Origin of the sequence: Actibacterium atlanticum (assembly GCF_000671395.1) — a bacterium.
Lineage (GTDB): Bacteria > Pseudomonadota > Alphaproteobacteria > Rhodobacterales > Rhodobacteraceae > Actibacterium_D > Actibacterium_D atlanticum.
Window position 1 is genome coordinate 40,799 of sequence record NZ_AQQY01000007.1, and the last position, 24,934, is coordinate 65,732.

Here is a 24,934-nt window from a genome sequence, read left to right on the forward strand (position 1 = left end):
CAAGGTCAGGCCTTAGAACGCCTCGGGTTTGGCCTCGCGTGCCATGTGGTCCAGCACGGCGTTGACGAATTTCGGTTCGCGGCCTTCGGGGAAGAAGGCTTTGGCCACATCGACAAACTCCGAAATCACCACTTTGGGGGGCGTGTTGCTTTCGGTCATTTCGGCACCTGCAGCGCGGAACAGGGCGCGCAGGGTCGGGTCAATCCGGTCGATTGGCCATTTGGCCACCAACGCGCGGTCGGTCATCTGGTCGATCTTGGCCTGATGGCTGACGGCATCCTGCACCAGCGCGCGGAAGGTTTTGACATCCCCCTCGGCCATCTCGTCACCTTCATAGGTGGCGCCAAAACGGTGGTCTTCAAATTCAACGCACACCGAATCCAGTGTTTGACCGGAGTGTTCCATCTGAAACAGTGCCTGCACCGCATAGAGCCGCGCGGCGGATTTCATCTGACGTTTGTTCATGCCTTGGTTGTTCCTTCGGCGATCTGAAATTCGCCCATCGGTTTAAAGCCTACGCCGCGGGTTTCATTACCCCAGCGACGGCCCAGTGCGATCAGATGCAACGCCGCAGCAGCCGCGCCTCCACCTTTGTTTTGATCTGCCGGATCAGCGCGCACTTCGGCCTGTTTGCGGTTTTCTACGGTCAGGATACCATTGCCAATGCAGGCGCCTTGCAGCCCCAACAGGGTCATCCCGCGCGAGCTGTCGTTGCAGACCGTATCATAATGGGTGGTTTCACCCCGGATCACGCAGCCCAGCGCGACATAGCCGTCATAGTTGGACATCCGGTGCGCCATCGAAATCGCGGTGGGCACTTCCAACGCGCCGGGGACTTCAATGATCTCATGCGCAGCACCGGCTTTTTCCAGCTCGGCCACGGCACCGGCGACCATGTTATCGGCGATGTCCTTGTAATAGGGCGAGACCACGATCAGCACCTTCACGGGCTTATCGAACTTGGGCAGGTCCAGAATGTAATGGCTTTCAGATCCGGCCATGATTTACTCCGTGGTGATGGGGCGGGTGCCGGTGATGGTCAGGCCATAGGCATCCAGACCCAGATATTTGGTCTGCGGGGAATCCGTCAGCAAGATCAGATCATGAAGCCCCATGGCCGCCAGAATCTGCGAGCCAAGACCGGTGTTCTTAACGGTGCGCGGGCCGTCTTCCTCGGGGCGGAACAGCTTGGGGTGCGGTTCGCGGAACAAGCACACGGCGCCCCGGCCTTCTTCGGCGATGATCTGCATCGCTTTGGTCAGGGTGTGCGGGGCGTGATCGGTGCTGATCCCCAGCGAGTCTTCCAGCACGTTCAGCGCATGGGTGCGGATCAAAACCGGCTCGGGTGTCGAAATGTCGCCTTTGGTCAGCACGACATGTTCGGTGCCTTCGGTCTTTTCGGTGAAGATGCGCATCGTCCATTCGCCGCCGAATTCGGATTGCACGGTGCGACTGTGAGTTTCCGACACCAGATGGTCGTGGCGGCTGCGATAGGCGATCAGGTCCATGATCGTGCCGATCTTGAGCCCGTGCTTTTTGGCATAGGGGATCAGGTCGGACAGACGCGCCATCGAGCCGTCTTCGTTCATGATCTCGCAGATCACACCGGCAGGTTTCAGCCCCGCAAGGCGCGAGATGTCCACGGCAGCCTCGGTATGACCGGCGCGCACCAGCACGCCCCCTTCGCGGGCGCGTAGCGGAAAGATGTGGCCGGGTGTCGCCAGCGAGGCCATGGTGTTTTGCTCGTCGATCGCAACCGACACGGTATGGGCACGGTCGGCGGCGGAAATACCGGTTTCGACCCCTTCGCGTGCCTCAATCGATACGGTGAACGGCGTTTCGTGGCGCGATGAGTTGTTGACCGCCATCATCGGCAAGCCCAGACGATCCACCCTTTCGGCGGACATCGGCAGGCAGATCAGGCCACGCCCATGGGTGGCCATGAAGTTGATGGCGTCGGCCGTCGCAAATTCCGCCGGGATCACAAGGTCACCCTCGTTCTCGCGGTCTTCTTCGTCGACAAGGATATACATCCGGCCCTTGCGGGCTTCTTCAATGATCTCTTCGATGGGCGAGATCGCGCCCGCCAGAACGTCGTCGGTTGAATCGGTCATTGCGGTGTCCTTCCTGCCGCGGAGGGTTACCTGAACCAGAAAACATTGGCCAGAGCAAGCGCAACCAAACCTGCGTGCATCAATTCACAGAGCTTGCGTACCAAAGCACGGCGGGGTGGTTTGGCGGGTTAATCCCACTCGCGTAGGCGGGCGACATAGCGGGCGACGGTGTCGATTTCCAGATTGATGCCCTGCCCCACGGCGATGTCGCCCCAGTTGGTCACCTCTTTGGTATGCGGGATCAAATTGACGCCGAAATCGCAGCCATCGACCTCGTTCACGGTCAGCGAGGTGCCGTTCAGCGCGACAGATCCTTTAGGGGCGATGTACTTGGCCAGTTCCTTGGGCGCGCGAAAGGTCACGCGGGTGCTGTCGCCCTCGTCGGTCAGACCCACCACTTCGGCCACGCCATCCACATGGCCCGAAACGATATGCCCGCCCAATTCGTCGCCGATCTTAAGGGCGCGTTCCAGATTGATGCGCTGACCCATTTGCCAGGCCGCAATATTGGTTTTCGAAACCGTCTCGGCGGAAATATCCACGTCAAACCAGTCGCCCTGATCATCCGTGCCCATCGCCGTGACGGTCAGGCAGACGCCGTTGCAGGCAATCGAGGCCCCCAGCGCGATGCCTTCGGCCGGATAGGACGTGCCGATCCGGGCGGTCAGATCGCCTTTCTGCTGCAAGTCGCGGATCGTGCCGATATCGGTGATGATGCCTGTAAACATGGCGGGCGCCCCTGATCAGATTTTTCCCCTTCCACCTAACCTTCTGTTGCGCTGCGTTCAAGTCAGGTGGATGCACGGGTTTCGCCTCAATACCGCCGTTTTTACGTGAATAAAACTAACGTAAACGGATCTCTCCTTGTGGTGGTTGCGACAGGCCCCGAAATCGGCCAGTTTCACCAGACCCCCGCAGGGGCACTGAAAGTTAAACGTATGTTTCGCGATACTGCCACTCTGGAACAGGACCGCAATTTCCTGTTTTTGCAAGGGCCCCACGGCCCGTTCTTCAACCGGCTCGCCAAGATGTTGCGCGCAGCCGGGGCAAAGGTGTGGCGTGTCGGCTTTAACCGCGGGGACGAGGCATTCTGGTTTGACAGCGCCTCTTACATCCCGTTCGGCGGCACGCCCGAAGATTGGCCCGACACGTTGCGCGGCCTTTTGAACGCCCGCGATATCACAGACATTGTGCTTTATGGCGATGTGCGCCCGATCCATGCCCAAGCCATTGAAATTGCAAGGTCTCGGGGCATTCAGGTGCACGTGTTCGAAGAAGGCTACCTGCGCCCCTACTGGGTGACCTATGAGCGCGGAGGCTCGAACGGGCACTCCAAGTTGATGGATCTGGACGTGTCCGATATGCGCAAAGCGCTGGATGCGGTCGATCTGGATCAGCCTGACGCGCCCGCCCATTGGGGCGATATGCGGCATCACGTGTTCTATGGCGCTCTCTACCATTACTTTGTGATGTTCCGGAACGGCGGCTATGCCAATTTCCGCCCGCATCGGTCGATCCCTGTCCAAAAAGAGTTCGAGCTGTACCTGAAACGATTGCTGTTGATGCCATGGCAGGCCGCGCAGCGGTTTATCTCGACCCAGCGGATCAAACACGGCGGCTTTCCCTATCATCTGGTGCTTTTGCAGCTTGAACATGACGCCAGCTTTCAGGCGCACAGCCCGTTCAACTCCATGACCGAGTTCCTTGATCTCTGCGTCAAGGGCTTTGCCGAGGGCGCCCCGTCCCACCACCATCTGGTATTCAAAGCCCATCCGCTGGAAGACGGTCGGGTGCCCGTGCGCAAAGAAATCAAACGCCTTGCCCGACTCTATGGCGTCGAAAAGCGCGTACATTATGTGCGTGGCGGCAAGCTGGCGGCGCTGTTGAATTTGGCGCGCACGGCGGTAACGGTGAATTCGACCGCGGCGCAACAGGTGCTCTGGCGGGGCATCCCCTTGAAGGTTTTTGGTGAAGCCGTCTATTCGAAGCCTGAATTCGTATCGGATCAGCCGCTGGCCAAGTTTTTCGCCCATCCCGGCCGCCCCGACGGGCGCGCCTATCGCGATTACCGGCGGTATCTTTTGGAAACCTCGCAGCTTTCGGGCGGGTTCTATTCGGCGCGCGGGCGGCGCCACCTGCTGCGTCAGGTGGTTGACCTGATGCTGGCCCCCGAAGACCCCTATGACGCGCTGGCGCTTGGAAACGCGGCACCTCGGCAACAGTTGCACGTGGTTCAATAGGCTCAACCGGAAACCCGCACTGGCTTTTTGTCGCGGGATTCTGTAGGGTTACAAAAAAAACTTGAGGCAGTTTTAGTTAAACGAGGAACCCGAGCCGTGAAAATCATGTCATCCCGCGGGGCCAAGCTGTTGGCCCTTGTGGCTTTGGTGGCCACAGCTGCGTCATGCGGCCTGCCCCGATCTGGCCCCAACAAGCGCGAGATTTTTGAGGGGTCGGTGCAAAACCAGGGCGATGCATTCATCGTCACGGTTGACAGCCGCGTCACCCGCGCCACCGCCGTTGTTCCGGCCCTTGGCTTCAGCAGCAAATTTCAAAACGCCGGGATCGTCGGGTCGGATACTATCCGCCCGGGCGATACGCTGGGCCTGACGGTCTATGAAAACGTTGACGATGGCCTGCTGGCCGCGAACGGGGTGAATGCCTCGGTTCTGGACGAAGTTCAGGTCGACGGCGCTGGCTATATCTTCATTCCCTACGCTGGCCGTATTCGGGCCTCGGGCAATACGCCCGAACGTCTGCGCCAGATCATTACCGAAAAGCTGGACGCCCAAACGCCTGATCCGCAGGTGGTTGTACGCCGTCTGGCCGGGGATGGCTCGACTGTTTCGGTAGCAGGCGGTGTGGGCGCACAAGGCGTTTACCCCATTGAACGCCCGACCCGGACACTGACATCTATGCTGGCACGTGCAGGTGGCGTTGTGATCCCGACAGAGGTTGCGCAAATCACCGTAACCCGCGGAAAAACATCAGAAGTTGTGTGGTTCCAGGATATCTATGAACACCCCAGCATGGATATCGCCCTGCGTGGTGGTGACCGTATTCTTGTCGAAGAAGACAGCCGCGCCTTCACCGTTCTGGGCGCGACCGGCAGTCAGAACCGCGTGCCTTTTAACACCCAAACCATCTCGGCCATCGAAGCGATCGCGCAGGTCGGCGGGCTGAGCACCAACCTGGCTGACCCAACCGGCGTCTTCGTCTTCCGCAACGAGCCCGCCGAGATCGCCAATTCCGTTTTGGGCCGCAATGACCTGACCGGTGATCAGCGTTTCGCCTATGTTCTGGATTTGACCCAACCCACCGGCATGTTTGAGGCCCGCGACTTTGTCATCCGCGACGATGACACGCTGTATGTCACAGAAGCCCCGTATGTGCAGTGGACCAAAACGCTTAGCATCCTGACCGGAACTGCCGGTGCGGCGAACTCGCTGGCCGGTATCGGCGGCAACTAAAGCCCGATGCAAGACCATTACCAAGCCGCCGGAGCCCAAAACGCCCGGCGGCTTTTCGTTTACAATGGCGGTTTCCTGACCCAATCGCGCGTCCGGCGTATCCTTCAGCTGTCAGGCTATGACATCAAGCTAGGTAAGCCCGGAGCGGGGGATATGATTGGGGTCTGGGGCAATTCGCCCACCGCATGGCGCGGGCAGGCCGTCGCTGAGCGCACCGAGGCGCCCGTTCTGCGGGTCGAGGACGCGTTCTTGCGCTCAGTCCTTCCCGGGCGCCAAGGGCAGCCCCCGGTTGGCTTGATGCTGGATCAGCGCGGCGTGCATTTTGACCCGTCCCGCCCCAGCGATCTGGAACACCTTCTGGCCAGCCACCCGCTTGATGACAGCGCCCTGATGAGCCGCGCGCGCAACGCCATTGCCCGCCTGAAACGGCTGGATATGTCAAAGTACAACGCCTTTGACCCGAATGCCCCCCTACCAGAGCCGGGATATGTTGTGGTGGTGGACCAAACCGAAAACGATGCCTCTGTCACCGCGTCGGGGGGCACGAAAGCGCGCTTTCGAGAGATGTTGGCCTTTGCACAAATCGAACATCCCGGCGCCCGTATCCTGATCAAGACCCATCCTGAATCGTCCTTTGGACACAGACCGGGGTATTTCGACGCCGAGAACGAAGATGCGCGCACAACCCTGTTTGATGCGGCCGTCAGCCCCTGGAAATTGTTCGAAGGGGCTGTGGCGGTCTATGCATTTTCCTCACAGCTTGGGTTCGAAGCGATCCTTGCAGGTCACAAACCCCGGATCTTCGGCCAACCCTTCTATGGGGGGTGGGGTCTGACCCAAGATGAACACCCTGTTGCCCGGCGCGAACGCAAACTAACCCGCGCGCAGCTTTTTGCAGGGGCGATGATGTTGGCCCCCACATGGTATGACCCCTACCGCGATCAGCTGTGCGAGCTGGAACAGGCAATTGATACGCTTGAGGCAGAAACCCGCGCTTGGCGCGAGGATCACAAAGGCTGGGTCGCACAGGGCATGCGCCTGTGGAAGCGCAGGCATTTGCAGAAATTCTATGGCGGCTACGGTGCAATCCGGTTTGAGGAGACACCAGCGCAAGACGCCCGGGTGATGTGCTGGTCCGGTAAGGCCGAGGGCCATGATGTCACGCGGATTGAAGATGGTTTCTTGCGCTCTCGCGGGCTGGGGGCCGAGCTGGTTCCACCGCTGTCTTTGGTCACGGATGACCTTGGGATCTATTACGATCCTACGCGTGAAAGCCGCCTAGAGCAGCTGATCGCCGCCCGTGCAGACCTGCCCGAAGACGCCCGCGTCCGCGCCCGGGCCCTGCGCAAACGGCTGATCAAATCCGGGGTTTCCAAGTACAACCTGCCCGGCGCCCTGCCCGATCTGCCCGAGGGTCATCGCATTTTAGTGCCCGGCCAGGTTGAGGATGACGCGTCTATCCGTACTGGCACAGGCGCGGTGAACACCAACTTGAAATTGCTGGAACGCACCCGCGCGGAAAACCCCGAGGCGATGATCATCTATAAACCCCACCCCGATGTAGAAGCGGGCCTGCGCGCGGGAACTTTGCCACGAGACGAGGCCGAAGTCTTTGCCGATCTGGTTGCAGAACAGGCCGATGTCATGGCCCTGCTGTCGGTGGTGGATGAGGTCTGGACCATGACCTCTACCCTTGGGTTTGAGGCCCTGCTGCGCGACATTCGGGTCACCACGTTGGGGGCCCCGTTTTATGCCGGTTGGGGGCTGACACGCGATCTGGGAGAAGTGCCCGAACGCCGTCAGGCCCGCCCCGATCTGGACGGCATGGTTCATGCGGTTCTTATTGATTATCCACGCTATTTTGATCCAGTCACCGGCAGCCCCTGCCCTGTTGAAGTGGCGGTTGAGCGCCTGCAAAGCGGGGATATTCCCCATCCGGGGCTGGCCAATCGGATGCTGTCAAAACTGCAGGGGGTTCTGGCCAGCTATGCCCACCTGTGGCGTTAGGCGCGCACCCAGTGATGCAGGATGTCCGCCCCGATCTGGCGCGTTTCTTTTAGATTGAATCGAGGCGCCTCTGCCAGTCGACCGATCCCCATCGCGCCAATTCCCGGTGTGCCTTCGGCCCCGATTGTCAGCCCCGCAGTGAAACCAATCAGGTGATCGACCAAATCCGCGCTGAGAAGGCTGGCCGCCAATGCGCCGCCGCCTTCGCAATAAATCCGCGTCAGCCCCAACGCCGCCAGTTGTTTCAAAAGCGGAAGCGGTGACAGCTGCCCGCCCGAGATGACCGGCACCTCGACCAATTGGGCGCCCAGATCCTGCCAGCTGTGTCGCAGATGATCCGGCGCATCCGGTCCGTGACATAGCCAGACCGGCACATCACGCGCCGTTTGCGCCAGCTTGCCATCCAGCGGCACATCAAGCTTTCGGGCACAGACCACCCGCACGGGCTGATGGGACATTCCTAACCCGCGAACGGTTAACGAAGGGTCATCCGCACGTGCCGTTCCCCCGCCCACCATCACGGCGTCGTGCACTGCGCGTTGCGCATGCACCTGCCGGCGAGCCTCGGGTCCGGTGATCCACTGGCTTTCGCCGCTTGCGGTCGCGATGCGCCCATCAAAAGAGCCAGCCAGCTTGAGCGTCAGCAGGGGGCGCGCCTGTGTATGGGCCATGAGAAACCCCTGATGATCCAGCGCTGCCTGATCGGCCATCACTCCGGTTTCAACTGTGATTCCAGCGTCTTGCAGCATCTTGTGGCCACCACCGTCAACCCGCGGATCGGGGTCTTGCAAGGCGCTGACAACGCGCGCAATCCCGGCACCAATCAACGCCGAAGCACAGGGCGGGGTTTTGCCATAATGCGCACATGGCTCCAACGTGACATAGGCCGTTGCCCCCTGAGCCGCCGCCCCGGCCTGCGCCAGCGCCACCACCTCGGCATGAGGGCGACCCCCGGGCTGTGTCCAGCCGCGCCCGACAATGCGCCCGTCCTTGACGATCACACAGCCGACGGCCGGGTTTGGCCAGCACCGCCCCATCCCGCGCCGCCCCAAAGAAAGGGCAAGCGCCATGAAACGGCGGTCATTTTGCATGGATCATTCTTCCGGTTGTTCAGGCGGGCGTAGCTCGCTAACGAATTTATCGAAATCTCCAGCCTCTTGGAAGTTCTTGTAAACACTCGCAAATCTGACATATGCCACAGTGTCGATCCGCGCGAGGCTTTCCATAACGATTTCACCGATGGATTTTGAATCTATATCGGTCTCGCCCATACTTTCCAGACGACGCACAATCCCGGAAATCATCTGGTCGATGCGATCCGGCTCTACCGGGCGTTTTTGCAACGCGATACGGATCGAGCGTTCCAGTTTGTCACGATCGAAATCTTCTCGTCGACCATTGGATTTAATCACCACAAGGTCGCGCAGCTGCACCCGTTCATAGGTGGTAAAGCGCCCGCCACAAGACGGACAGAACCGCCGACGGCGGATGGCAACGTGATCTTCAGCGGGGCGGGAATCTTTCACCTGAGTGTCAATATTTCCGCAAAACGGGCAACGCATGGCCTCTCCCTCGGTGTTCGTCCCAAGTTATCCACAGGTACTATAGGTCAGCCGCTAGGATTTGTGTAGGGGGGAAATCAACCGCAAGATATGGCGGATGCACATCCCATGCACAAGCGATGCACATCCTATGCATACGCGATGCTCAGGCCAGATGCGCCGCGACCCGTCGTTGATGCGGCGCATCGCGATGTTCAAACAGGTAAATCCCCTGCCATGTGCCAAGCACCATCTGCCCGCCCTGCACCGGGATCGACAGGCTGACCGGCATCATCGCCGCCTTGATATGGGCGGGCATATCATCGGGGCCTTCATAGGTATGGGTCAGATAGCGCATCGACGGGTCCGTCGTGGGCGGCACCAGCCGGGCGAAGTAATTGCGCAGGTCGGTCTGGACCTCGGGGTCGGCATTTTCCTGTATCAACAGGCTGCACGAGGTGTGGCGCACGAACAGCGTCAACAGCCCGTCGCCCTGCACCCAGCGCGCAACGTCCCGGGTGAATTCATAGAGGCCTTGGCCAGCGGTTTGGAGGGTGAATTCGGTTTGCATGGTCCCTGCCTACCGCAAGCTGCCCCCGTTAACCAATACGTCTTTGTGATCTCGTGATCTGTTAACGATCTGTTAACTGTTAACCCATCGTTAATCTTAACGGGGGCGAGATGTGGGGGCGCATTTTGGCCGCGTGCTGGATGGGGACAGCCGCCGTGGCTGACCCGCTGGCATTTGCGGATAACTTTGAGGGGCTGGGCAGTGCCTGGCATGTGGCAGAGTATGATTTCGATCATCACGCCTTTGACACCGATTGGCGGCGCGCGCAGGTGCGGCTGGCCGATGGGCTGGAGCTGCATCTAACGCCGCATGACGGGTTGAACCGCTTTGTTGGCGGCTCTGTCCGGCGCGAAGAGCCGACCCATTATGGCCGCTACGAGGTGGTGATGCAGCCCGCCAAAGGCGACGGTCTGGTGACCGGGTTCTTCACCTATACCGGGCCGCACTACGGCACGCGGCATGATGAAATCGACATCGAGTTTCTGGGCAAAGACACCACGCAAATGCATGTGGCGTGGTTCGTGGATGGTGAAATCACCAATAAGTTCATCGACTTAGGATTTGACGCGGCGGAGCGCCCACGCGCCTATGCGTTTGAATGGCGCCCCGAAGGGCTGCGCTGGTACGCCGAGGGGCGGTTGATCTTTGAACACCGCGCCCGCGATGGCGCAATCCCGACCGTACCGGGCCGGCTGTTTGCCAACCTGTGGGCGGCGGACCCGTCGGTGGCTGGCTGGTCAGGCGAGGTAAAGCCGGGCACATGGGCGCAGGCGCGGGTGCTGTCGGTGCGGTTTATTCCGGATTTAGGTGGGACATCCTAAGCGGGCAGCGCCCGGCCCGGGGTGGGCGTGAAGCGCCCGCCCATGGGGCGGGACGGGTGCTGCCCGATGCGGGGCATCGGGCGCCTTTACTTCACCGGGTTTGTTGTCGGAACACGCAAACCACTCCAGTTTTGCTCCATGTAGGCTCTTTCAAATGCACCAAGGGCAATTTCTCGCTGCTTTTCTGGCCGCCAACGGCGGAAGCTGTCGTAATGTTCCGTTCCCCCTAGAACGTCTTCACAGTAACCTCTGAAGTCAAACCATCTACCAGATCGGTGACCCAAGTAAGTCAACCCACAAGCAAGAGTTCGCGGTATCTCTCCTGCTAATTGCTGTGTGGCTAAAATGCAAATGAGCAGTTCAATACTGTTAAGCGCATCTAAGTTGACGCCCTCAAGTGTCTCATCTGGATCTCGATCTGCATGTTTGAAAAAGTTCGCGGCGCGATTTTGGTGACGCTTCCATTCACCCACGAAACCCGGCTCTACCCTTCGCAAGACAGCATCATCCAACATGTCAAGGATCGGTATCGTCTCAATCTTGTTTAGATCATTGAGAACGGTTCGAGACGCCCATACCAGCGTATGAACCGGTATGGGGTCAAATCCTCGTAGAAGCAGCAACACCGCCGCCTCGAGCTGCGAAATCACTGCATCCGACTTCGATATAGATGGTCGGCGGGCAGGCCTAAGTGCCATCACTGATCCAAGAAACTCCGCAGTTTGCGGCTGCGGCTGGGGTGTTTCAGTTTTCGCAGGGCTTTGGCCTCAATCTGGCGGATACGTTCGCGGGTCACGCTGAACTGTTGGCCGACCTCTTCCAGCGTGTGGTCGGTGTTCATGCCGATACCAAAGCGCATGCGCAGAACACGTTCTTCGCGCGGGGTCAGCGAGGCCAGCACGCGGGTGGTGGTCTCTTTCAGGTTTTCCTGAATGGCGCTGTCCAGCGGCAGAACGGCGTTCTTGTCCTCGATGAAATCGCCCAGCTGTGAATCTTCTTCGTCGCCGATGGGCGTTTCCAGAGAGATCGGCTCTTTGGCGATTTTCATCACCTTGCGGACCTTTTCCAGAGGCATCTGAAGCTTCTCGGCCAGTTCCTCGGGCGTCGGCTCGCGGCCGATTTCGTGCAGCATCTGACGACCGGTCCGTACCAGTTTGTTGATCGTTTCGATCATGTGCACCGGAATACGGATCGTGCGCGCCTGATCGGCAATCGAGCGGGTGATCGCCTGACGGATCCACCATGTGGCGTAGGTCGAGAATTTATAGCCGCGGCGGTATTCGAACTTATCGACCGCCTTCATCAGGCCGATGTTACCTTCCTGAATAAGATCAAGGAATTGCAGGCCACGGTTCGTGTACTTTTTGGCGATGGAGATCACCAGACGCAGGTTGGCCTCGACCATTTCTTTCTTGGCCTGACGGGCTTCTTTTTCGCCCTTTTGAACCTGCTGCACGATGCGGCGGAATTCGGGGATGTCGACGCCGACATACTGGCCGACTTGGGCCATCTCGCCGCGCAGCTCTTCGACCTTGGGGCCAGAACGTTCAACGAAAGCCTGCCAGCCGCGCCCGGCCTTTTCGGACATGCGCTCCATCCAGGTCGGGTCCAGCTCATAGCCACGGTAGGCCTCGATGAACTCGCGCCGGTTAATGCGGGCATGGTCAGCCAGTTTCACCATCGAGCCATCAATCTGCATGATCTTGCGGTTGATGCCGTAAAGCTGGTCGATCAGCGCTTCGATCCGGTTGTTGTGCAGGTGCAGTTCATTCACCAGCTCAACGATTTCCGAGCGCAGCTTTTGATAGGCCTGCTCTTCCTTCTTCGAGAAACTGTCATCCTCGTTCAGGGTAGCCGACATGCGCAGGTCCTGCATTTCGGACAGGTGGGCATAGTCTTGGGCGATCAGGTCGAGCGTTTCCAGCACGCGCGGTTTCAGCGCGGCTTCCATCGCGGCCAGCGACATGTTGGCCTGCTCGTCCTCGTCATCTTCTTCTTCGGCCTTGATCGGATTGCCATCGGCATCCAGTTCAGGCTGATCGTCCTTCTTGGCTGCGGGGGCCGCCGAGGTGTCGACTTCGGCAACGACGGGTTCTTCGTCGTCTTCATCTTCGGCCAACGAGCGCCCAAAGGTGGCGTCCAGGTCGATGACGTCGCGCAGCAGAATGTCTTCATTCAGAAGTTCGTCACGCCAGATGGTGATCGCCTGAAAGGTCAGCGGGCTTTCACACAGCCCGGAAATCATGGTGTTGCGACCGGCTTCGATCCGTTTGGCGATGGCGATCTCGCCTTCGCGCGACAACAGTTCGACGGAGCCCATTTCACGCAGGTACATGCGGACGGGGTCATCGGTGCGGTCCAGCTTTTCAGTTTCTGTCGCAGCGACAGTGACTTCCCGCGAGGTCGAGGTTTCAACCACGGCGGTCGAGCCTTTTTGCTCTTCCTCCTCGGCCTCTTCCTCTTCGATGATATTGATGCCCATTTCGGACAGCATGGACATCACATCTTCGATCTGTTCGGACGAGACCTGATCGGGTGGCAGCACCTGGTTGAGCTGCTCATAGGTGATGTAGCCCTTTTCGCGTGCCTCGGCGATCATCTTCTTGACGGCGGCCTGGCTCATATCGAGAGAAGTTTCAGGCTCCTGCTCGGACTTGCGGTCGTCGTTGTCTTTTGCGGCCATGTAGAGCTCCTTGCGGCGTGGAACTGATTCGCTCGTATTTGAAACGAATCAATAGCGCGAATCACGCGCATGCACACCCGTTTAAACCTGATTCTTTATGCATTCGTCGCCAGAACGTCACGACCCACCGGAATTTGATTCATCCATGCCCAGTTGTGCAAGCAAGGTGCGGAACCTTTCCCGTTCTTCGCGCACCAATCGGGCCCCGTTATCCAACGTGTCATATTCCGCACGATCCTCTGTATCGCCGCGCATGGCAGAATCGCGGGCCTGATTATTTTCCCGCAGGTGCCATGTCAGGGCTTCGTTTGGCGTGGCGGCCATTTCGGCCTCGGCATGGCTGAGTTCGCTTTCATGGGCGCGGTCGGCAATGAGTTTGGCGAAAGCCTCGGCCAAGGCAAGCTGCGCCGCCTCCTCATTTCCGGGCGCGCGCAGGGCTGGCACAATCTGCACATGGCCAAGCGAAAACAGGTTTTCAAGAGGCGCAGGGCCAGTTTCAGCCTCAATCGCGCTTTGCATCAGCGCCGGATCGGTCTGGGCGTGGTTTTGCAACAGGGCATTTTGCAGTTTTTGATGTTCGAAGCTGGTGAAGTTCAGCTCCTCCAGCTGCGATTCAAACCGGGGCATCAGCCCGGGATAGCGGATCAACAAGGCCAGAATAACGGCTTCGCGCAGCTCTTCGCTGAATCGTTCGGTGGCCGCCACCAGAGAAGAGGCGCGGGTGCTGGCCAGCGCCGGTGCCGGGGCGTTGCGCGGGCGCCACTTGCCCTTTTGTGCGCCGCGCTTCTGGCCGAAAAGGTCCCAGCGCAGTCGCTTGATTTCTTCGCCGTAATGGCCACGGATCGACGGGTCCTGAATGCGGGCGATCACCGTGCGCAGATCTTTATCTAGCGCGGCCTTGCGTTCCGGGCTGTCGAAAACCTTTCCCTCGGTCTCTCGTGACCAAAGAAGCTGCACCATGGGTTGGGCCGCATCCAGCAGTTTGGTCATCGCCCCTGCCCCGCCTGCACGGATTACGTCATCGGGGTCTTTTCCGGCGGGCATAAGAGCAAAGCGCAGGGATTTGCCGGCCTCCAGCAGCGGCAGGGCCAGATCAATCGAGCGATGCGCCGCGCGCAGGCCCGCCGTGTCGCCATCCAGCGCGATGATTGGTTCGTTGGCGACGCGCCACAGCAGCTGCAGCTGATTGTCGGTGATTGCGGTGCCCAAGGGGGCAACGGCGGCACCAAACCCGGCCTCAGAAAGGGCAATCACATCCATATAGCCTTCGGCAACGATCAGCGGTTGCCCCTTGCCCGCGGCCTCGCGGGCGGGGCCATGGTTGAACAGCGTGCGGCCTTTGTCGAACAGCTCGGTCTCGGGGCTGTTCAGGTATTTGGCATTGTCATTGGGGTCCATCGCACGCCCGCCAAAGGCAATTGCCCGCCCGCGCGCATCGCGGATCGGGAACATGATGCGGCCCCGGAACGTGTCATAGGGTTTACCGCCCTTTTGACTGGGTTTGGCCAGCCCCGCGGCAAGGATCAGCTCAGGGGCGACATCCTTGGCGACCAGATGGTCCCAAAGCCCCTGCCATGCGTCCGGGGCAAAACCAATTTCCCAGCGCTCTTGCGCGGGTTCAGAAAGACCGCGCCCCGCCAGATAGTCGCGCGCGGCGGCGGCGGCCCCGGTTTTCAGCTGCAAGCGGAAATACTGCACCGCCTGTTCCATGACCTGCACCAGCAGCGTCCGCCGATCAGCCTTTTCCTGTGCTTTGGGATCACGCGCCGGCATCGGCATGCCGGTTTCCTGCGCCAGAATTTCAACTGCTTCCATAAAACCGACATTCTCGGTTTCACGAATGAACGAGATCGCATCGCCTTTGGCGTGACAGCCAAAGCAGTAATAATAACCTTTCCGGTCATCCACATGAAAAGAAGCGGTTTTTTCCTGATGGAAGGGGCAAGGCGCCCACATGTCGCCCTTGCCCTGATTGGATTTGCGCTGATCCCACATGACCTTTCGGCCCACGACCTGCGAAAGCGAGGTGCGGGTGCGGAGTTCATCAAGGAATCCGGGCGGAAGGCTCATAGGGTTTTATAGCGGTTTCCGGCGCGGCTGATCCAGCCCCTGAATCCAGCCTCTGAATTTGGTCAGAAACAACACGTCCAGATTGTTTCGCAATCTACACTTGATCGGTTCAGCGCAGTTGCTAAGCCTGACGCTACGTCACGAAACCGTGTTTTCGTTTACGTTTTGTTAACAAACTGCCGGTTTCCTGCGGTTTGGGTTAACTTCGTGTTTACTTCCTCATTTTCGCCGTAATTCGGCTAAATTGCCAACACACCCCCTTGCGATAAGTACCGATGCGATACGTGCGCGCTGAGTCCTGTGGCCAGTTCGTCGAAAGGGAAGTGTTATGTTTAATCGTACGGTTCAGAGTCTCACCCCACGCCCCGCCAGCGGGCTGCGTCGACTGGCGCGCAGTTTTGGCCGCAACGAAGAGGGCTCGATGCTGCTCTTTGGCATGTACATCATGATTGCGATGCTGCTGTGCGCGGGACTGGCGATTGACACCATCCGTTTTGAAGCGCGCCGGATGGAACTGCAAAACACGCTGGACCGCGCGGTTCTGGCTGCCGCTGATCTGGATCAGGACGTAGACGCCCGCGCCGTGGTGATCGACTATTTCGATAAGGCTGGCCTGTCGGAATTTCTGGATACCGACTCGATCAATGTTGATAGTTCAACCGCATCGGGCGAGCTGAGCTTTCGCCGCGTAAACGCCACCGCCACCGCGAACATCACAACGATTTGGCTACACCTGCTGGGTGTCGACAATTTGCAGGCCACGGCTTACAGCACCGCCGAAGAGGGCATCACCGACCTTGAAGTGTCGCTGGTGGTGGACGTGTCTGGCTCCATGGGCTGGTCCTCCAGCTCGGGCAACTCCAAGATTTACGAACTGCGTCAGGCGGCAAAAGACTTTGTCTATTACATGCAGTGCAACCCGAATGAAGAGCGTGGCTCGGGCGCGGATTGCTCGGTCGAGGAAGGCAAAGTGTCGATCTCTTTGGTGCCTTATGCCGAGCAGGTCACCGCCGGTGAGGAGCTGCTGGATTACATGCATGTCACCGCCGAGCATGACTATTCGCACTGCGTAACCTTCAGCGCAGATGACATGCTGACCACCACGATCCCGCTGGAAGACGATCCTGACAATCCAGACCCTTTGCAGCGCACGGGGCACTTTGATCCGTGGAACAACGGAACCTGGGCCAGCAACAACAGCCGGACCTGCCGCACGAACAACTGGCGTAAAATCCGCCCCGTGCAGGGCGATTACGTACAGCTTATCAATTATATCGACGATCTGAGCGCCGGCGGGAACACCTCCATCGACGTGGGCATGAAGTGGGGCGCCGCCCTGCTGGACCCCAGCATGCGCGACACCGTCATTGATCTGATCGGCCACAACGATGATGACGGCAACCCCGATCCTATCGTCGACGCCGTCTTCTTTGATCGTCCTTACAGCTATACGCAGGACTACATGATGAAGGTGATCGTGCTGATGACCGATGGGGTGAACACCGATCAGCACTATCTGAAAGACGGGTATCGCGAAGGTGACTCTCCCGTATGGCGGAACACCCATTATTCGGATCGGTATTCGATCTACAAAGAAAGCACCGGCAAATACTATTATACCCACAACGGTACATGGAATGATTACCCGTACGGGGATGCAGATGGTGAGCCTATTACCGTGACCAACACCTATTGCACCTGGTCGTGGTGGTATGGGCGCCGTTGCTGGACCGAAACCGAGACCACCTATGAACAACAGCCCGGTTCTGCCGTGCAGATGACTTATCCTGAGGTCTGGGACAAATTCACCACCGACTGGTTTGGCGACTGGTCCTGGCTGGAAGACCCCGAAACCCACTGGGGCAATGGCACCAAGAACACCCGTCTGTCGCAAATCTGTGCTGCTGCGCGTGCGCAAGGGATCATCGTCTATACCATTGGCTTCGAGGTGTCGGGCAACGCCGATGACGTGATGTCAGACTGCGCCAGCACGCCGGGCCACTACTTCGCGGCAGACGGCACCAACCTGTCTGAAACCTTCGGCGTTATCGCCAGTTCCATTAACCAGTTGAGGCTGACCCAATAATGCGGCGCTTTACTTCTTTCACCCCTATGTGGATGCGCCTGCGCGGCTTTGCTGCTGACGAGCGCGGCACAACCACCGTGGCCTTCGTCATGATGATGCCCGTGGTGTATTTCACCTTCCTTTGGGCGTTCGAGCTGTCTTGGCTCAAGGCGCGCCATGCGGTTCTGAACCACAGCGTGGATATGGCCGTGCGCGATCTGCGTCTGGGCAGCTTTCCGGATATTTCGGGGGATCAGCTGGTCAGTCAGATCTGCGAATATGGCGGTGATTTTCTGGGCGGGGAATGCTCGGATGACATTCGCGTTGCGCTTATCGAAGTCTCGACGGATGTCTGGAGCATCGCGGATGACTTGCAGCAATGCCAAAACCGCGGCGCCACAGTAAGCCCGGTGATCTACTTTGACCCCGCGACCGAGAACTCGTTGATGATCCTTCATGTCTGCCTGTTGGTCGACCCGATCTTCCCGGGCACCAAGCTGGCCAATCGTCTGCAGGACCATGACGGGGACAGCAATTTCGAGGAGGGCGAATCCGGCATTCGCCTGCATTCGACATCGGCCTTCGCGGTTGAACCAGGCGGAGCATCTGAATCATGATTACGTCAATCCGCAACGCGTGCGCCCGGTTCTGGGCGGAAGAAGATGCCAACATCCTGGCCGAGGGTGTGATGATCCTGCCCTTCATCGCCCTGTTTTACGTCGGCATAGTGGACTATTTCCAAACCTATGCGGCAAAGGCCACCAATATCCGCGCGGCCTATACGATCAGCGACATTCTAAGCCGCGAAGACACCTCGGTGAATGCTAACTATATTGACGGCCTGCATACTGTCTTCAGCTATCTGACGCTGGATGCGGGTGCCAACCCGGAAATTCGGGTCACTGTGGTCTATTGCGAAGACAACTGCGGGCTGGAGGATACGGGCCGCGTGTTGCGCATGGACTGGTCATATGGGGTTGGCAAGTCGGCTTTGGTTGAAGGTCAGCTTAGCGAATTTGACGACAAAATCCCGGTTATGAGCACCGGAGACCGGGCGATTCTGGTCGAAACAACGGTCGACTACACCCCAGCGTTTGAATCTGTCGGGCTGGACGATGTGACGTTTGAAAACATCATTGTCACCCGGCCACGCTGGGTTCCGATCATGTGTTTTGAAGGGATCAACTGCAACAGCTGATCATCCGGTTTCGTCGGCCTGATCCCGTTCGCGCAACATCGCCTCGATCATTTCGGCCATCGCCTTACAATGCGGGGCGCTGGTCACGCCCCCCACCCCAACACGACGTCCCAGGCGCCACCACAGCCCTGGTGCCCAGCTGCGTTGGCCGGATGTGTGGGTCACAATGGTGAATCCGTTCGACGGTTTTATGGAAAAAGTGCCGCGGTCCAGCTCTTTGATGTCGTCGATCCGGGCCAGCTCTTGCCCGGCGCTGTCGCGCAAAACATCCGGGTAAAGTTCCAGGCTTAGCGCCGTGGCGCGGCGCATCATTTCAGCCTGATACAGGACCGCCAGGCCAAGGATCAGCAAAAAGATCTGCCAGAACAAAGAGTCATGCCCACGCGTCAAGGCGATGAAGACCGAAACCGCCCCCAATACCAGCAGCATGGAAATCCCGATCACCCGTCGTGCGGGAGACGTTGAAAGCGTGAACAACGGTTCTGACATGGAGACCCTTCCCTTCGTGTGGTTCCGCTCTAGCGCGCCCGGCACCAAAGGTCGAGCCATGTTGCAACCAGCGAGATGCCGCCACAAGCGCAAACCCCACGGCTTGCCCGCGCCTATACGGCCAAGATACAGTGCAGCGAATCCAATTGGGGACGTCATGAAACGTATCGTTGCGACAGGTTTGATCGCCATCACGTGCGCCAGCTGCACGCAGTTCCCCGAGGTGGATACCGCGATGAACACCCGCGGTTATGACACCGTTTTCCCGACCCTTGCCCCTACGGATGATGTGATTGGCACACAACAGGCGCCGCGTCTGGATGATGACAGCGCCGCGGCGCTGATCCGGCGCGCGGCGTGGTTGCGCCAGCGCGCGGCCCAACTGCGGGGCCAAAACGTGCTGAGTTCTACCGAGCGCGCGCGTCTGCAAAGCGCCGTCACGCAGCATGGTGGTTGACGCTCTGACGCGTTGCATGCCGGGGCGCAACGCGCTAACACCGCCGCAACCAAAATTCCACTACGGGAGCCTCCGTTCATGACCACTCCTTTGCGCCTTGGCATTGCCGGGCTGGGCACCGTCGGTGTCGGCGTCGTCAAAATCATCCAGCAGCGTGCCAATCTTCTGGCCGCACGCACCGGGCGCCCGATCGAGATCACCTGTGTCTCGGCCCGCTCGCGCAGCAAGGATCGCGGTGTCGATCTGTCGGCCTATGGTTGGGAAGACGATCCCGTTGCCATGGCCAAGCGCGACGACGTGGATGTGTTCGTTGAACTGATGGGCGGCGAAGACGGTCCGGCCAAAGCCGGCACCGAAGCCGCGATTGCAGCCGGCAAAGATGTGGTCACCGCCAACAAAGCGATGCTGGCCGTGCATGGTCAGGAATTGGCCGAGCTGGCCGAAGACGCCGGTCAGTTGATCCGGTTTGAGGCCGCCGTCGCCGGTGGCATCCCGGTGATCAAAGCGCTGACCGAAGGGTTGGCCGGCAACCAGATCGACCGCGTCATGGGCGTGATGAACGGCACCTGCAACTACATCCTGACCCGGATGGAAAGCGCCGGGCTGCCCTATGATGAAGTGTTCGAAGAGGCCAACCAGCTTGGTTATCTGGAGGCTGACCCGAACCTGGATGTGGGCGGGATTGATGCGGGCCACAAGCTGGCGCTTTTGTCGGCGATTGCCTTTGGCACCAAGGTCGATTTCGGCGGAGTTGAGCTGGAAGGCATCGGTCAGGTCACGATTGAGGACATCCATCAGGCCGCCGATATGGGCTTTCGCATCAAGTTGCTGGGCGTTGCACAGCTGACCGGGCGCGGGCTGGAACAGCGTATGACGCCCTGCCTTGTGCCCGCCGCAAGCCCGCTGGGCCAGTTGGAAGGCGGCACCAACATGGTGGTGCTGGAAGGCGACGCCGTGGGCCAGATCGTACTGCGTGGCGCCGGAGCGGGCGAAGGCCCGACAGCCAGCGCCGTGCTGTCTGACGTGCTGGACATCGCGCGGGGTATCCGCCTGTCAACTTTCGGCCAGCCCGCCAAGGGGCTGGAAAAGATGCGCCGGGCGCGCGTCGATTCCGCGGCGCCTTATTACCTGCGTCTGGAGCTGCAGGACAAACCGGGCGCGCTGGCCAAAATCGCCACCGTTCTAGGCGAGTCCGGCGTGTCGATTGATCGGATGCGTCAGTACGGCCATTCCGAGCCAACAGCGCCGGTTTTGATCGTCACGCACAAGACAACCCGCGATGCACTGGATCAGGCGCTTAGCGGTTTTGCTGAAACTGGCGTCGTTTCGGGCAATCCTGTTGCGTTGCGCATCGAGCAGGTCTGACGAAACGCCCTTCGTCTTGTGCGCGTTGCACGGGGCGGATAAACCCAGACCGAATGCCACACTTCTTTTCAGGGAACCTCCCCCATGTCGAAAATTGATTTCAACGACCGTATGCTCTCGCTGGGTCTGGCCCGCGTCTCCGAAGCCGCTGCCATGGCCTCAGCCAAACTGGTTGGCCGCGGTGATGAAAAAGCCGCTGACCAGGCCGCTGTGAACGCCATGCGCGACCAGCTGAACAAACTGGACATCCAGGGCGTTGTGGTGATCGGTGAAGGCGAACGCGACGAGGCCCCGATGTTGTACATCGGCGAGGAAGTTGGCGCGGGCACCGGCCCCGAAGTCGACATCGCGCTGGACCCGCTGGAAGGCACCACCCTGACCGCCAAAGACATGCCCAACGCCCTGACCGTGATCGCCATGGCACCGCGCGGCACGCTGTTGCACGCGCCCGACACCTATATGGAAAAGCTGGCCATCGGCCCGGGCTATCCCAAGGATGTGGTGTCTTTGGACATGTCGCCGCGCGAACGCGTTGAAGCTTTGGCCAAGGCAAAAGGCTGTGACGCAGATGACATCACCGTCTGCGTTCTGGAACGCCCGCGCCACGAAGACACCATTGCCGAGATCCGCGAAACCGGCGCCGCGATCCGCCTGATCACCGATGGTGATGTGGCTGGTGTGATCCATTGCGCCGAGGCCGAAATCACCGGCATCGACATGTACATGGGCTCGGGCGGTGCGCCCGAAGGCGTTTTGGCCGCTTCGGCGCTGAAATGCATGGGCGGTCAGATGTGGGGCAAGCTGTTGTTCCGCAACGATGACGAACGTGGCCGTGCCGCCAAAGCCGGTATTACCGATCTGGACCGCATCTATTCGCGCGATGAACTGGTCACCGCAGACGTGATCTTTGCGGCCACCGGCGTCACCGATGGCTCGGTCGTGAGCGGTATCAAACGCGAACCCACTCACCTGACCACTGAGACGATCCTGATGCGTTCGAAAACCGGGTCGGTGCGGCGCATGGTTTACCGCAACCCGATCAAGTGATCCAAGCGCGCGCGTTTTTAGGGGTCGATAGCTCGATCAGCGGACGCCGCTGGGTCGGGCCGACCCTGGATCAGACGCGCCAAAGCGAAGCCTTACAACAAGACACCGGCTTGCCCGGCGCCCTATGCGCCGTGCTGGCCGCACGCGGGGTAAGCGCGCCCGAGGCCCCGGCATTTCTGGCCCCTGCCCTGCGCGATCTGCTGCCTGATCCGCGTAGCCTGCGCGACATGGAAGCCGCCGCCGCTCGCTTTCTGAGCGCCGTTCAAAACCGCGAACAGATTGCGATTTTCGCGGATTATGACGTTGATGGCGGGGCCTCGGCCGCGTTGCTGATTGACTGGCTGCGCCAGATGGGCCGCCCGGCCACACTGTATATCCCCGACCGCATCGACGAAGGTTACGGGCCCAACGTGCCCGCCATGCAGGCGCTGGCGCAAGATCATGATCTGATCCTTTGCGTGGATTGCGGAACCTTGTCGCACGAACCTATCGCCGCCGCACAGGGCGCGGATGTGGTGGTGCTGGATCACCATCTGGGCGGTGAAACCTTGCCGCCTGCGCTGGCCGTGGTGAACCCGAACCGGCAAGATGAAAGCGGCGATCTGGGGCATCTGTGTGCTGCTGCGGTGGTGTTTCTGATGTTGGTCGAAGCCGGGCGTCAGCTGCGCGAAGCGGGCCATAAAGGCCCGAATATGATGGATTTTCTGGATATTGTCGCGCTGGCCACGGTTGCCGATGTGGCGCCGCTGACCGGGGTGAACCGCGCGTTTGTTCGTCAGGGTCTGAAGGTTATGGCGCGGCGCGCGCGGCCCGGGCTGGTGGCCCTGTCCGACGCCGCGCGGATTGATCGCGCGCCCAGCTCTTATCATTTGGGGTTTGTGCTAGGGCCACGCATCAACGCTGGCGGACGGATCGGCAAAGCCGATTTGGGCGCGCGCCTGTTGGCCACCGATGACGTGGCCGAGGCCGCCGCCATCGCGGAACGCTTAGAGCAGCTGAACGTCGAGCGGCGCGACGTTGAAAACGCTGTCCGCGACGCCGCAATGGCCCAGGCCGAAGCGCGCGGGCTGGAGGCACCGCTGGTTTGGGCCGCGGGCGAAGGTTGGCATGCGGGCGTTGTCGGCATTGTGGCCGCCCGCCTGAAAGAGGCCACCAACCGCCCCGCTGTGGTCATCGGGTTTGACGGCGACGCGGGCAAAGGCTCTGGCCGGTCGGTAAGTGGGGTCGACCTTGGGGCTTCGGTTCAGCGGCTGGTGGGCGAAGGCCTGCTGAGCAAAGGCGGCGGACATAAGATGGCTGCCGGGTTGAGCCTGACCCGCGATCAACTGGAACCGGCGATGGCACGCCTGTCAGAACTGATGCAAAAACAAGGTGCCGCAGAGCGCGGCGCGGCGGATTTGCGGCTGGATGCGGTATTGATGCCCGGCGGCGCCTCGGTGGAGCTGATTGAACAGATCGAAGCCGCCGGACCTTTTGGGGCATCGGCCCCGGCACCCCGCTTTGCCTTTCCTGACGCTAAGATCCGATTCGTGAAACGCGTTGGCGCGACCCATCTGAAACTCAGCTTTTCGGACGGGATCGGCAAAGCCATCGACGCCATCGCCTTTGGAGCCTTTGACGGGCCGCTTGGCCCCGCACTTGAGAACCACGGTGGCGCACCGTTTCATCTGGCTGGGCGGCTAGAAATTAACAGTTGGGGCGGGCGTACGCAGGTACAGTTACGACTGGAAGACGCCGCGCCGGCATGATCGTGACAGGCGATTGAAATTTTCGGGAAAATCCTCTTGCGCTGCGCCGTCATTTTCCCTAATTACCGCGTCACGCCACGGTATGGCCCGTTCGTCTATCGGTTAGGACGCCAGGTTTTCAACCTGGAAAGAGGGGTTCGATTCCCCTACGGGCTGCCACCTTCCTTTTGGGGGGATTGCCGGGCGCTGTTGTGTGGCCCGTTCGTCTATCGGTTAGGACGCCAGGTTTTCAACCTGGAAAGAGGGGTTCGATTCCCCTACGGGCTGCCACTTTTCAACGTTACCCGGATGCGACCTGACCACGGCGATCCTGAATTGCTGCCAGTGTCACGCGCGAGCGCCCTGCCCGCTTGGATGCATAAAGCGCCATATCGGCGTCACGTTGCATCGTCTCCCAGTCTGGGGATTGATAGAAACTGGACATGGTCGTGCCGATACTGGCCGAGACACTGCATTGGGCCCCGTCATATGAAATCGGTGCCTCCAGCCGTTCAATGATACGGTGTGCGACACGATCAAGCCGTTTCATGTCAATCGGCCCCTCAAAGACCAGAACAAATTCATCCCCGCCAATTCGAACGACGGTGTCATTCACGCGAGTTTCCTCGACCAGAATCTTGGCCACCTGCTGCAACACATGGTCCCCGGCGGCGTGACCATAGGTGTCATTCACAGCTTTGAAATAGTCCAGATCCAGATGCATCAGGCCGAAGTCCTGCCCGTGATCCTGCAAACGCGCGGTGACATGTTCCAAGGCCCGGCGGTTCTTGAGTCCGGTTAGGGTGTCGGTAAAGGCCTGTTCTTCGGCGGCAATACGCGCGCCTTGCAGGCGGGTGTTCAATTTGCGCAGCTCATCCATAACGGCGGCTTTGGCTTCGACCAGATATAACAACTCCACCGTCAGATCGGTGGCGGCGAAATCATCAAGCGTGAGGCCAAAATCTGCCACGGCATCGACCACCGCGATGCCAAAGGACAGGTTGATCAACACGCCACCGTCCTTTTCAAGCGGGACAACAACCCCTTTAAGAGTGGTATGGGGCGGGGCGATCAGCGAGAGCTGTAATTGGACCCCATCCGCTTTCAGCAGCCCGTTGATCGAACGCGCCGAGCGTGGACGACGGATGTCGAACACTTCGGTAAACAGTCGCCCTTCCAGGTCGCAGTCACGACAAAGCTTCTGAAAGCACCGACCCGCAGCCCGAATGCGCCCATCAGGCGTCAGCCAGACATGCATTGGCATCAGTTGGGCAATCGCCCGATGAGATATCGGCATGTTATTGTGCAT

The 24,934-nt window shown here is 59.8% G+C and carries 23 protein-coding genes and 2 tRNA genes; 13 read left to right on the forward strand and 12 right to left on the reverse strand.

The features are described 5' to 3' along the window. Positions 1–12 precede the first annotated feature (12 nt). From nusB to ATO10_RS11355, 4 genes are all read right to left on the reverse strand, one after another. Entirely contained in the window at positions 13–465 is a 453-nt protein-coding gene (nusB, locus tag ATO10_RS11340) for a transcription antitermination factor NusB (protein ID WP_035251580.1), read from the reverse strand. After that, on the reverse strand, positions 462–1,001 hold the full coding sequence (locus ATO10_RS11345) for a 6,7-dimethyl-8-ribityllumazine synthase (protein WP_035251583.1): 540 nt from the start codon (positions 999–1,001) through the stop codon (positions 462–464). Before ATO10_RS11345 ends, nusB begins: the two co-directional genes overlap by 4 nt. Positions 1,002–1,004: 3 nt before the next feature. Beyond that, entirely contained in the window at positions 1,005–2,114 is a 1,110-nt protein-coding gene (gene ribB / locus ATO10_RS11350; RefSeq protein WP_035251585.1) for a 3,4-dihydroxy-2-butanone-4-phosphate synthase, read from the reverse strand. Between the two features lie 128 nt (positions 2,115–2,242). After that, positions 2,243–2,842 (reverse strand): riboflavin synthase, encoded by a 600-nt coding sequence (locus ATO10_RS11355; RefSeq protein WP_035251587.1) that lies wholly within the window; start codon positions 2,840–2,842, stop codon positions 2,243–2,245. A gap of 210 nt (positions 2,843–3,052) precedes the next feature. On the opposite strand from ATO10_RS11355, the gene ATO10_RS11360 reads away from it, so the two are divergent. The 3 genes from ATO10_RS11360 (at position 3,053) to ATO10_RS11370 (ending at position 7,591) form a co-directional block, all read left to right on the forward strand. Next, positions 3,053–4,354 carry a capsule biosynthesis protein gene (locus ATO10_RS11360; RefSeq protein WP_035251854.1) on the forward strand — a complete coding sequence of 434 codons (1,302 nt, stop codon included), beginning with the start codon at positions 3,053–3,055 and terminating at the stop codon, positions 4,352–4,354. Positions 4,355–4,450: 96 nt separating this feature from the next. After that, positions 4,451–5,584: a polysaccharide biosynthesis/export family protein gene (locus ATO10_RS11365; RefSeq protein WP_035251589.1), complete on the forward strand. Its 1,134-nt coding sequence runs from the start codon at positions 4,451–4,453 to the stop codon at positions 5,582–5,584. 6 nt (positions 5,585–5,590) lie between these two features. Continuing rightward, positions 5,591–7,591 carry a capsular polysaccharide biosynthesis protein gene (locus ATO10_RS11370; protein WP_035251591.1) on the forward strand — a complete coding sequence of 667 codons (2,001 nt, stop codon included), beginning with the start codon at positions 5,591–5,593 and terminating at the stop codon, positions 7,589–7,591. On the opposite strand, the gene ribD is transcribed toward ATO10_RS11370, so the two are convergent. From ribD to ATO10_RS11385, 3 genes are all read right to left on the reverse strand, one after another. Further along, a complete protein-coding gene (gene ribD / locus ATO10_RS11375) occupies positions 7,588–8,682 on the reverse strand; it encodes a bifunctional diaminohydroxyphosphoribosylaminopyrimidine deaminase/5-amino-6-(5-phosphoribosylamino)uracil reductase RibD (RefSeq protein WP_051598106.1) in 1,095 nt (364 codons plus the stop codon). The two genes, ATO10_RS11370 and ribD, sit on opposite strands and share 4 nt — an antisense overlap. A gap of 3 nt (positions 8,683–8,685) precedes the next feature. Next, positions 8,686–9,153 carry a transcriptional regulator NrdR gene (nrdR, locus tag ATO10_RS11380; protein ID WP_035251592.1) on the reverse strand — a complete coding sequence of 156 codons (468 nt, stop codon included), beginning with the start codon at positions 9,151–9,153 and terminating at the stop codon, positions 8,686–8,688. Positions 9,154–9,298: 145 nt separating this feature from the next. After that, positions 9,299–9,703: a secondary thiamine-phosphate synthase enzyme YjbQ gene (locus ATO10_RS11385; RefSeq protein ID WP_035251594.1), complete on the reverse strand. Its 405-nt coding sequence runs from the start codon at positions 9,701–9,703 to the stop codon at positions 9,299–9,301. 155 nt (positions 9,704–9,858) lie between these two features. Here ATO10_RS11385 and ATO10_RS16010 point away from each other — a divergent pair, with 155 nt between their 5' ends. Then, positions 9,859–10,524, forward strand: a complete 666-nt coding sequence (locus ATO10_RS16010) for a family 16 glycosylhydrolase (RefSeq protein WP_162174098.1) — start codon at positions 9,859–9,861, stop codon at positions 10,522–10,524. An 86-nt stretch (positions 10,525–10,610) separates the two neighbouring features. Here ATO10_RS16010 and ATO10_RS11395 read toward each other — a convergent pair whose 3' ends face one another. The 3 genes from ATO10_RS11395 to dnaG all read right to left on the reverse strand — a co-directional run bounded on the left by ATO10_RS11395 (position 10,611) and on the right by dnaG (position 15,277). Further along, entirely contained in the window at positions 10,611–11,222 is a 612-nt protein-coding gene (locus tag ATO10_RS11395) for a hypothetical protein (RefSeq protein ID WP_035251595.1), read from the reverse strand. Continuing rightward, the gene (gene rpoD, locus ATO10_RS11400; protein WP_035251597.1) at positions 11,222–13,207 is read right to left on the reverse strand and encodes an RNA polymerase sigma factor RpoD; all 1,986 of its coding nucleotides are present in this window, start codon (positions 13,205–13,207) and stop codon (positions 11,222–11,224) included. The genes ATO10_RS11395 and rpoD overlap by 1 nt, the downstream gene beginning before the upstream one ends. A 117-nt stretch (positions 13,208–13,324) precedes the next feature. Next, positions 13,325–15,277, reverse strand: coding sequence for a DNA primase (gene dnaG / locus ATO10_RS11405; RefSeq protein ID WP_035251599.1), 1,953 nt, complete (start codon positions 15,275–15,277; stop codon positions 13,325–13,327). A gap of 328 nt (positions 15,278–15,605) precedes the next feature. On the opposite strand from dnaG, the gene ATO10_RS11410 reads away from it, so the two are divergent. The 3 genes from ATO10_RS11410 to ATO10_RS11420 are packed head-to-tail and all read left to right on the forward strand — an operon-like array spanning position 15,606 to position 18,540. Continuing rightward, on the forward strand, positions 15,606–17,363 hold the full coding sequence (locus ATO10_RS11410; protein ID WP_035251601.1) for a TadE/TadG family type IV pilus assembly protein: 1,758 nt from the start codon (positions 15,606–15,608) through the stop codon (positions 17,361–17,363). Then, positions 17,363–17,959: a TadE/TadG family type IV pilus assembly protein gene (locus tag ATO10_RS11415; RefSeq protein ID WP_155886757.1), complete on the forward strand. Its 597-nt coding sequence runs from the start codon at positions 17,363–17,365 to the stop codon at positions 17,957–17,959. Before ATO10_RS11410 ends, ATO10_RS11415 begins: the two co-directional genes overlap by 1 nt. After that, positions 17,956–18,540 (forward strand): TadE/TadG family type IV pilus assembly protein, encoded by a 585-nt coding sequence (locus ATO10_RS11420; RefSeq protein ID WP_035251605.1) that lies wholly within the window; start codon positions 17,956–17,958, stop codon positions 18,538–18,540. Before ATO10_RS11415 ends, ATO10_RS11420 begins: the two co-directional genes overlap by 4 nt. Here the strand turns inward: ATO10_RS11420 and ATO10_RS11425 are convergent, their stop codons facing one another. Next, positions 18,541–19,029, reverse strand: coding sequence for a hypothetical protein (locus ATO10_RS11425; RefSeq protein WP_035251607.1), 489 nt, complete (start codon positions 19,027–19,029; stop codon positions 18,541–18,543). It lies immediately after the preceding gene. A 157-nt stretch (positions 19,030–19,186) separates the two neighbouring features. Here ATO10_RS11425 and ATO10_RS11430 point away from each other — a divergent pair, with 157 nt between their 5' ends. From ATO10_RS11430 to ATO10_RS11455, 6 genes are all read left to right on the forward strand, one after another. Beyond that, positions 19,187–19,486, forward strand: a complete 300-nt coding sequence (locus ATO10_RS11430; RefSeq protein WP_051598108.1) for a hypothetical protein — start codon at positions 19,187–19,189, stop codon at positions 19,484–19,486. Positions 19,487–19,564: 78 nt separating this feature from the next. Beyond that, positions 19,565–20,851, forward strand: a complete 1,287-nt coding sequence (locus ATO10_RS11435) for a homoserine dehydrogenase (protein WP_035251609.1) — start codon at positions 19,565–19,567, stop codon at positions 20,849–20,851. Between the two features lie 84 nt (positions 20,852–20,935). Beyond that, complete coding sequence (gene glpX, locus ATO10_RS11440; protein ID WP_035251611.1) at positions 20,936–21,898, forward strand: class II fructose-bisphosphatase; 963 nt, start codon at positions 20,936–20,938, stop codon at positions 21,896–21,898. Continuing rightward, positions 21,895–23,646, forward strand: coding sequence for a single-stranded-DNA-specific exonuclease RecJ (recJ, locus tag ATO10_RS11445; RefSeq protein WP_238323486.1), 1,752 nt, complete (start codon positions 21,895–21,897; stop codon positions 23,644–23,646). Before glpX ends, recJ begins: the two co-directional genes overlap by 4 nt. An 84-nt stretch (positions 23,647–23,730) precedes the next feature. Beyond that, positions 23,731–23,805, forward strand: a tRNA-Glu gene (locus ATO10_RS11450). 36 nt (positions 23,806–23,841) lie between these two features. Then, positions 23,842–23,916 (forward strand) — tRNA-Glu (locus ATO10_RS11455). Between the two features lie 10 nt (positions 23,917–23,926). On the opposite strand, the gene ATO10_RS11460 is transcribed toward ATO10_RS11455, so the two are convergent. Then, positions 23,927–24,922: a diguanylate cyclase domain-containing protein gene (locus ATO10_RS11460; RefSeq protein WP_238323489.1), complete on the reverse strand. Its 996-nt coding sequence runs from the start codon at positions 24,920–24,922 to the stop codon at positions 23,927–23,929. Positions 24,923–24,934 lie beyond the last annotated feature (12 nt).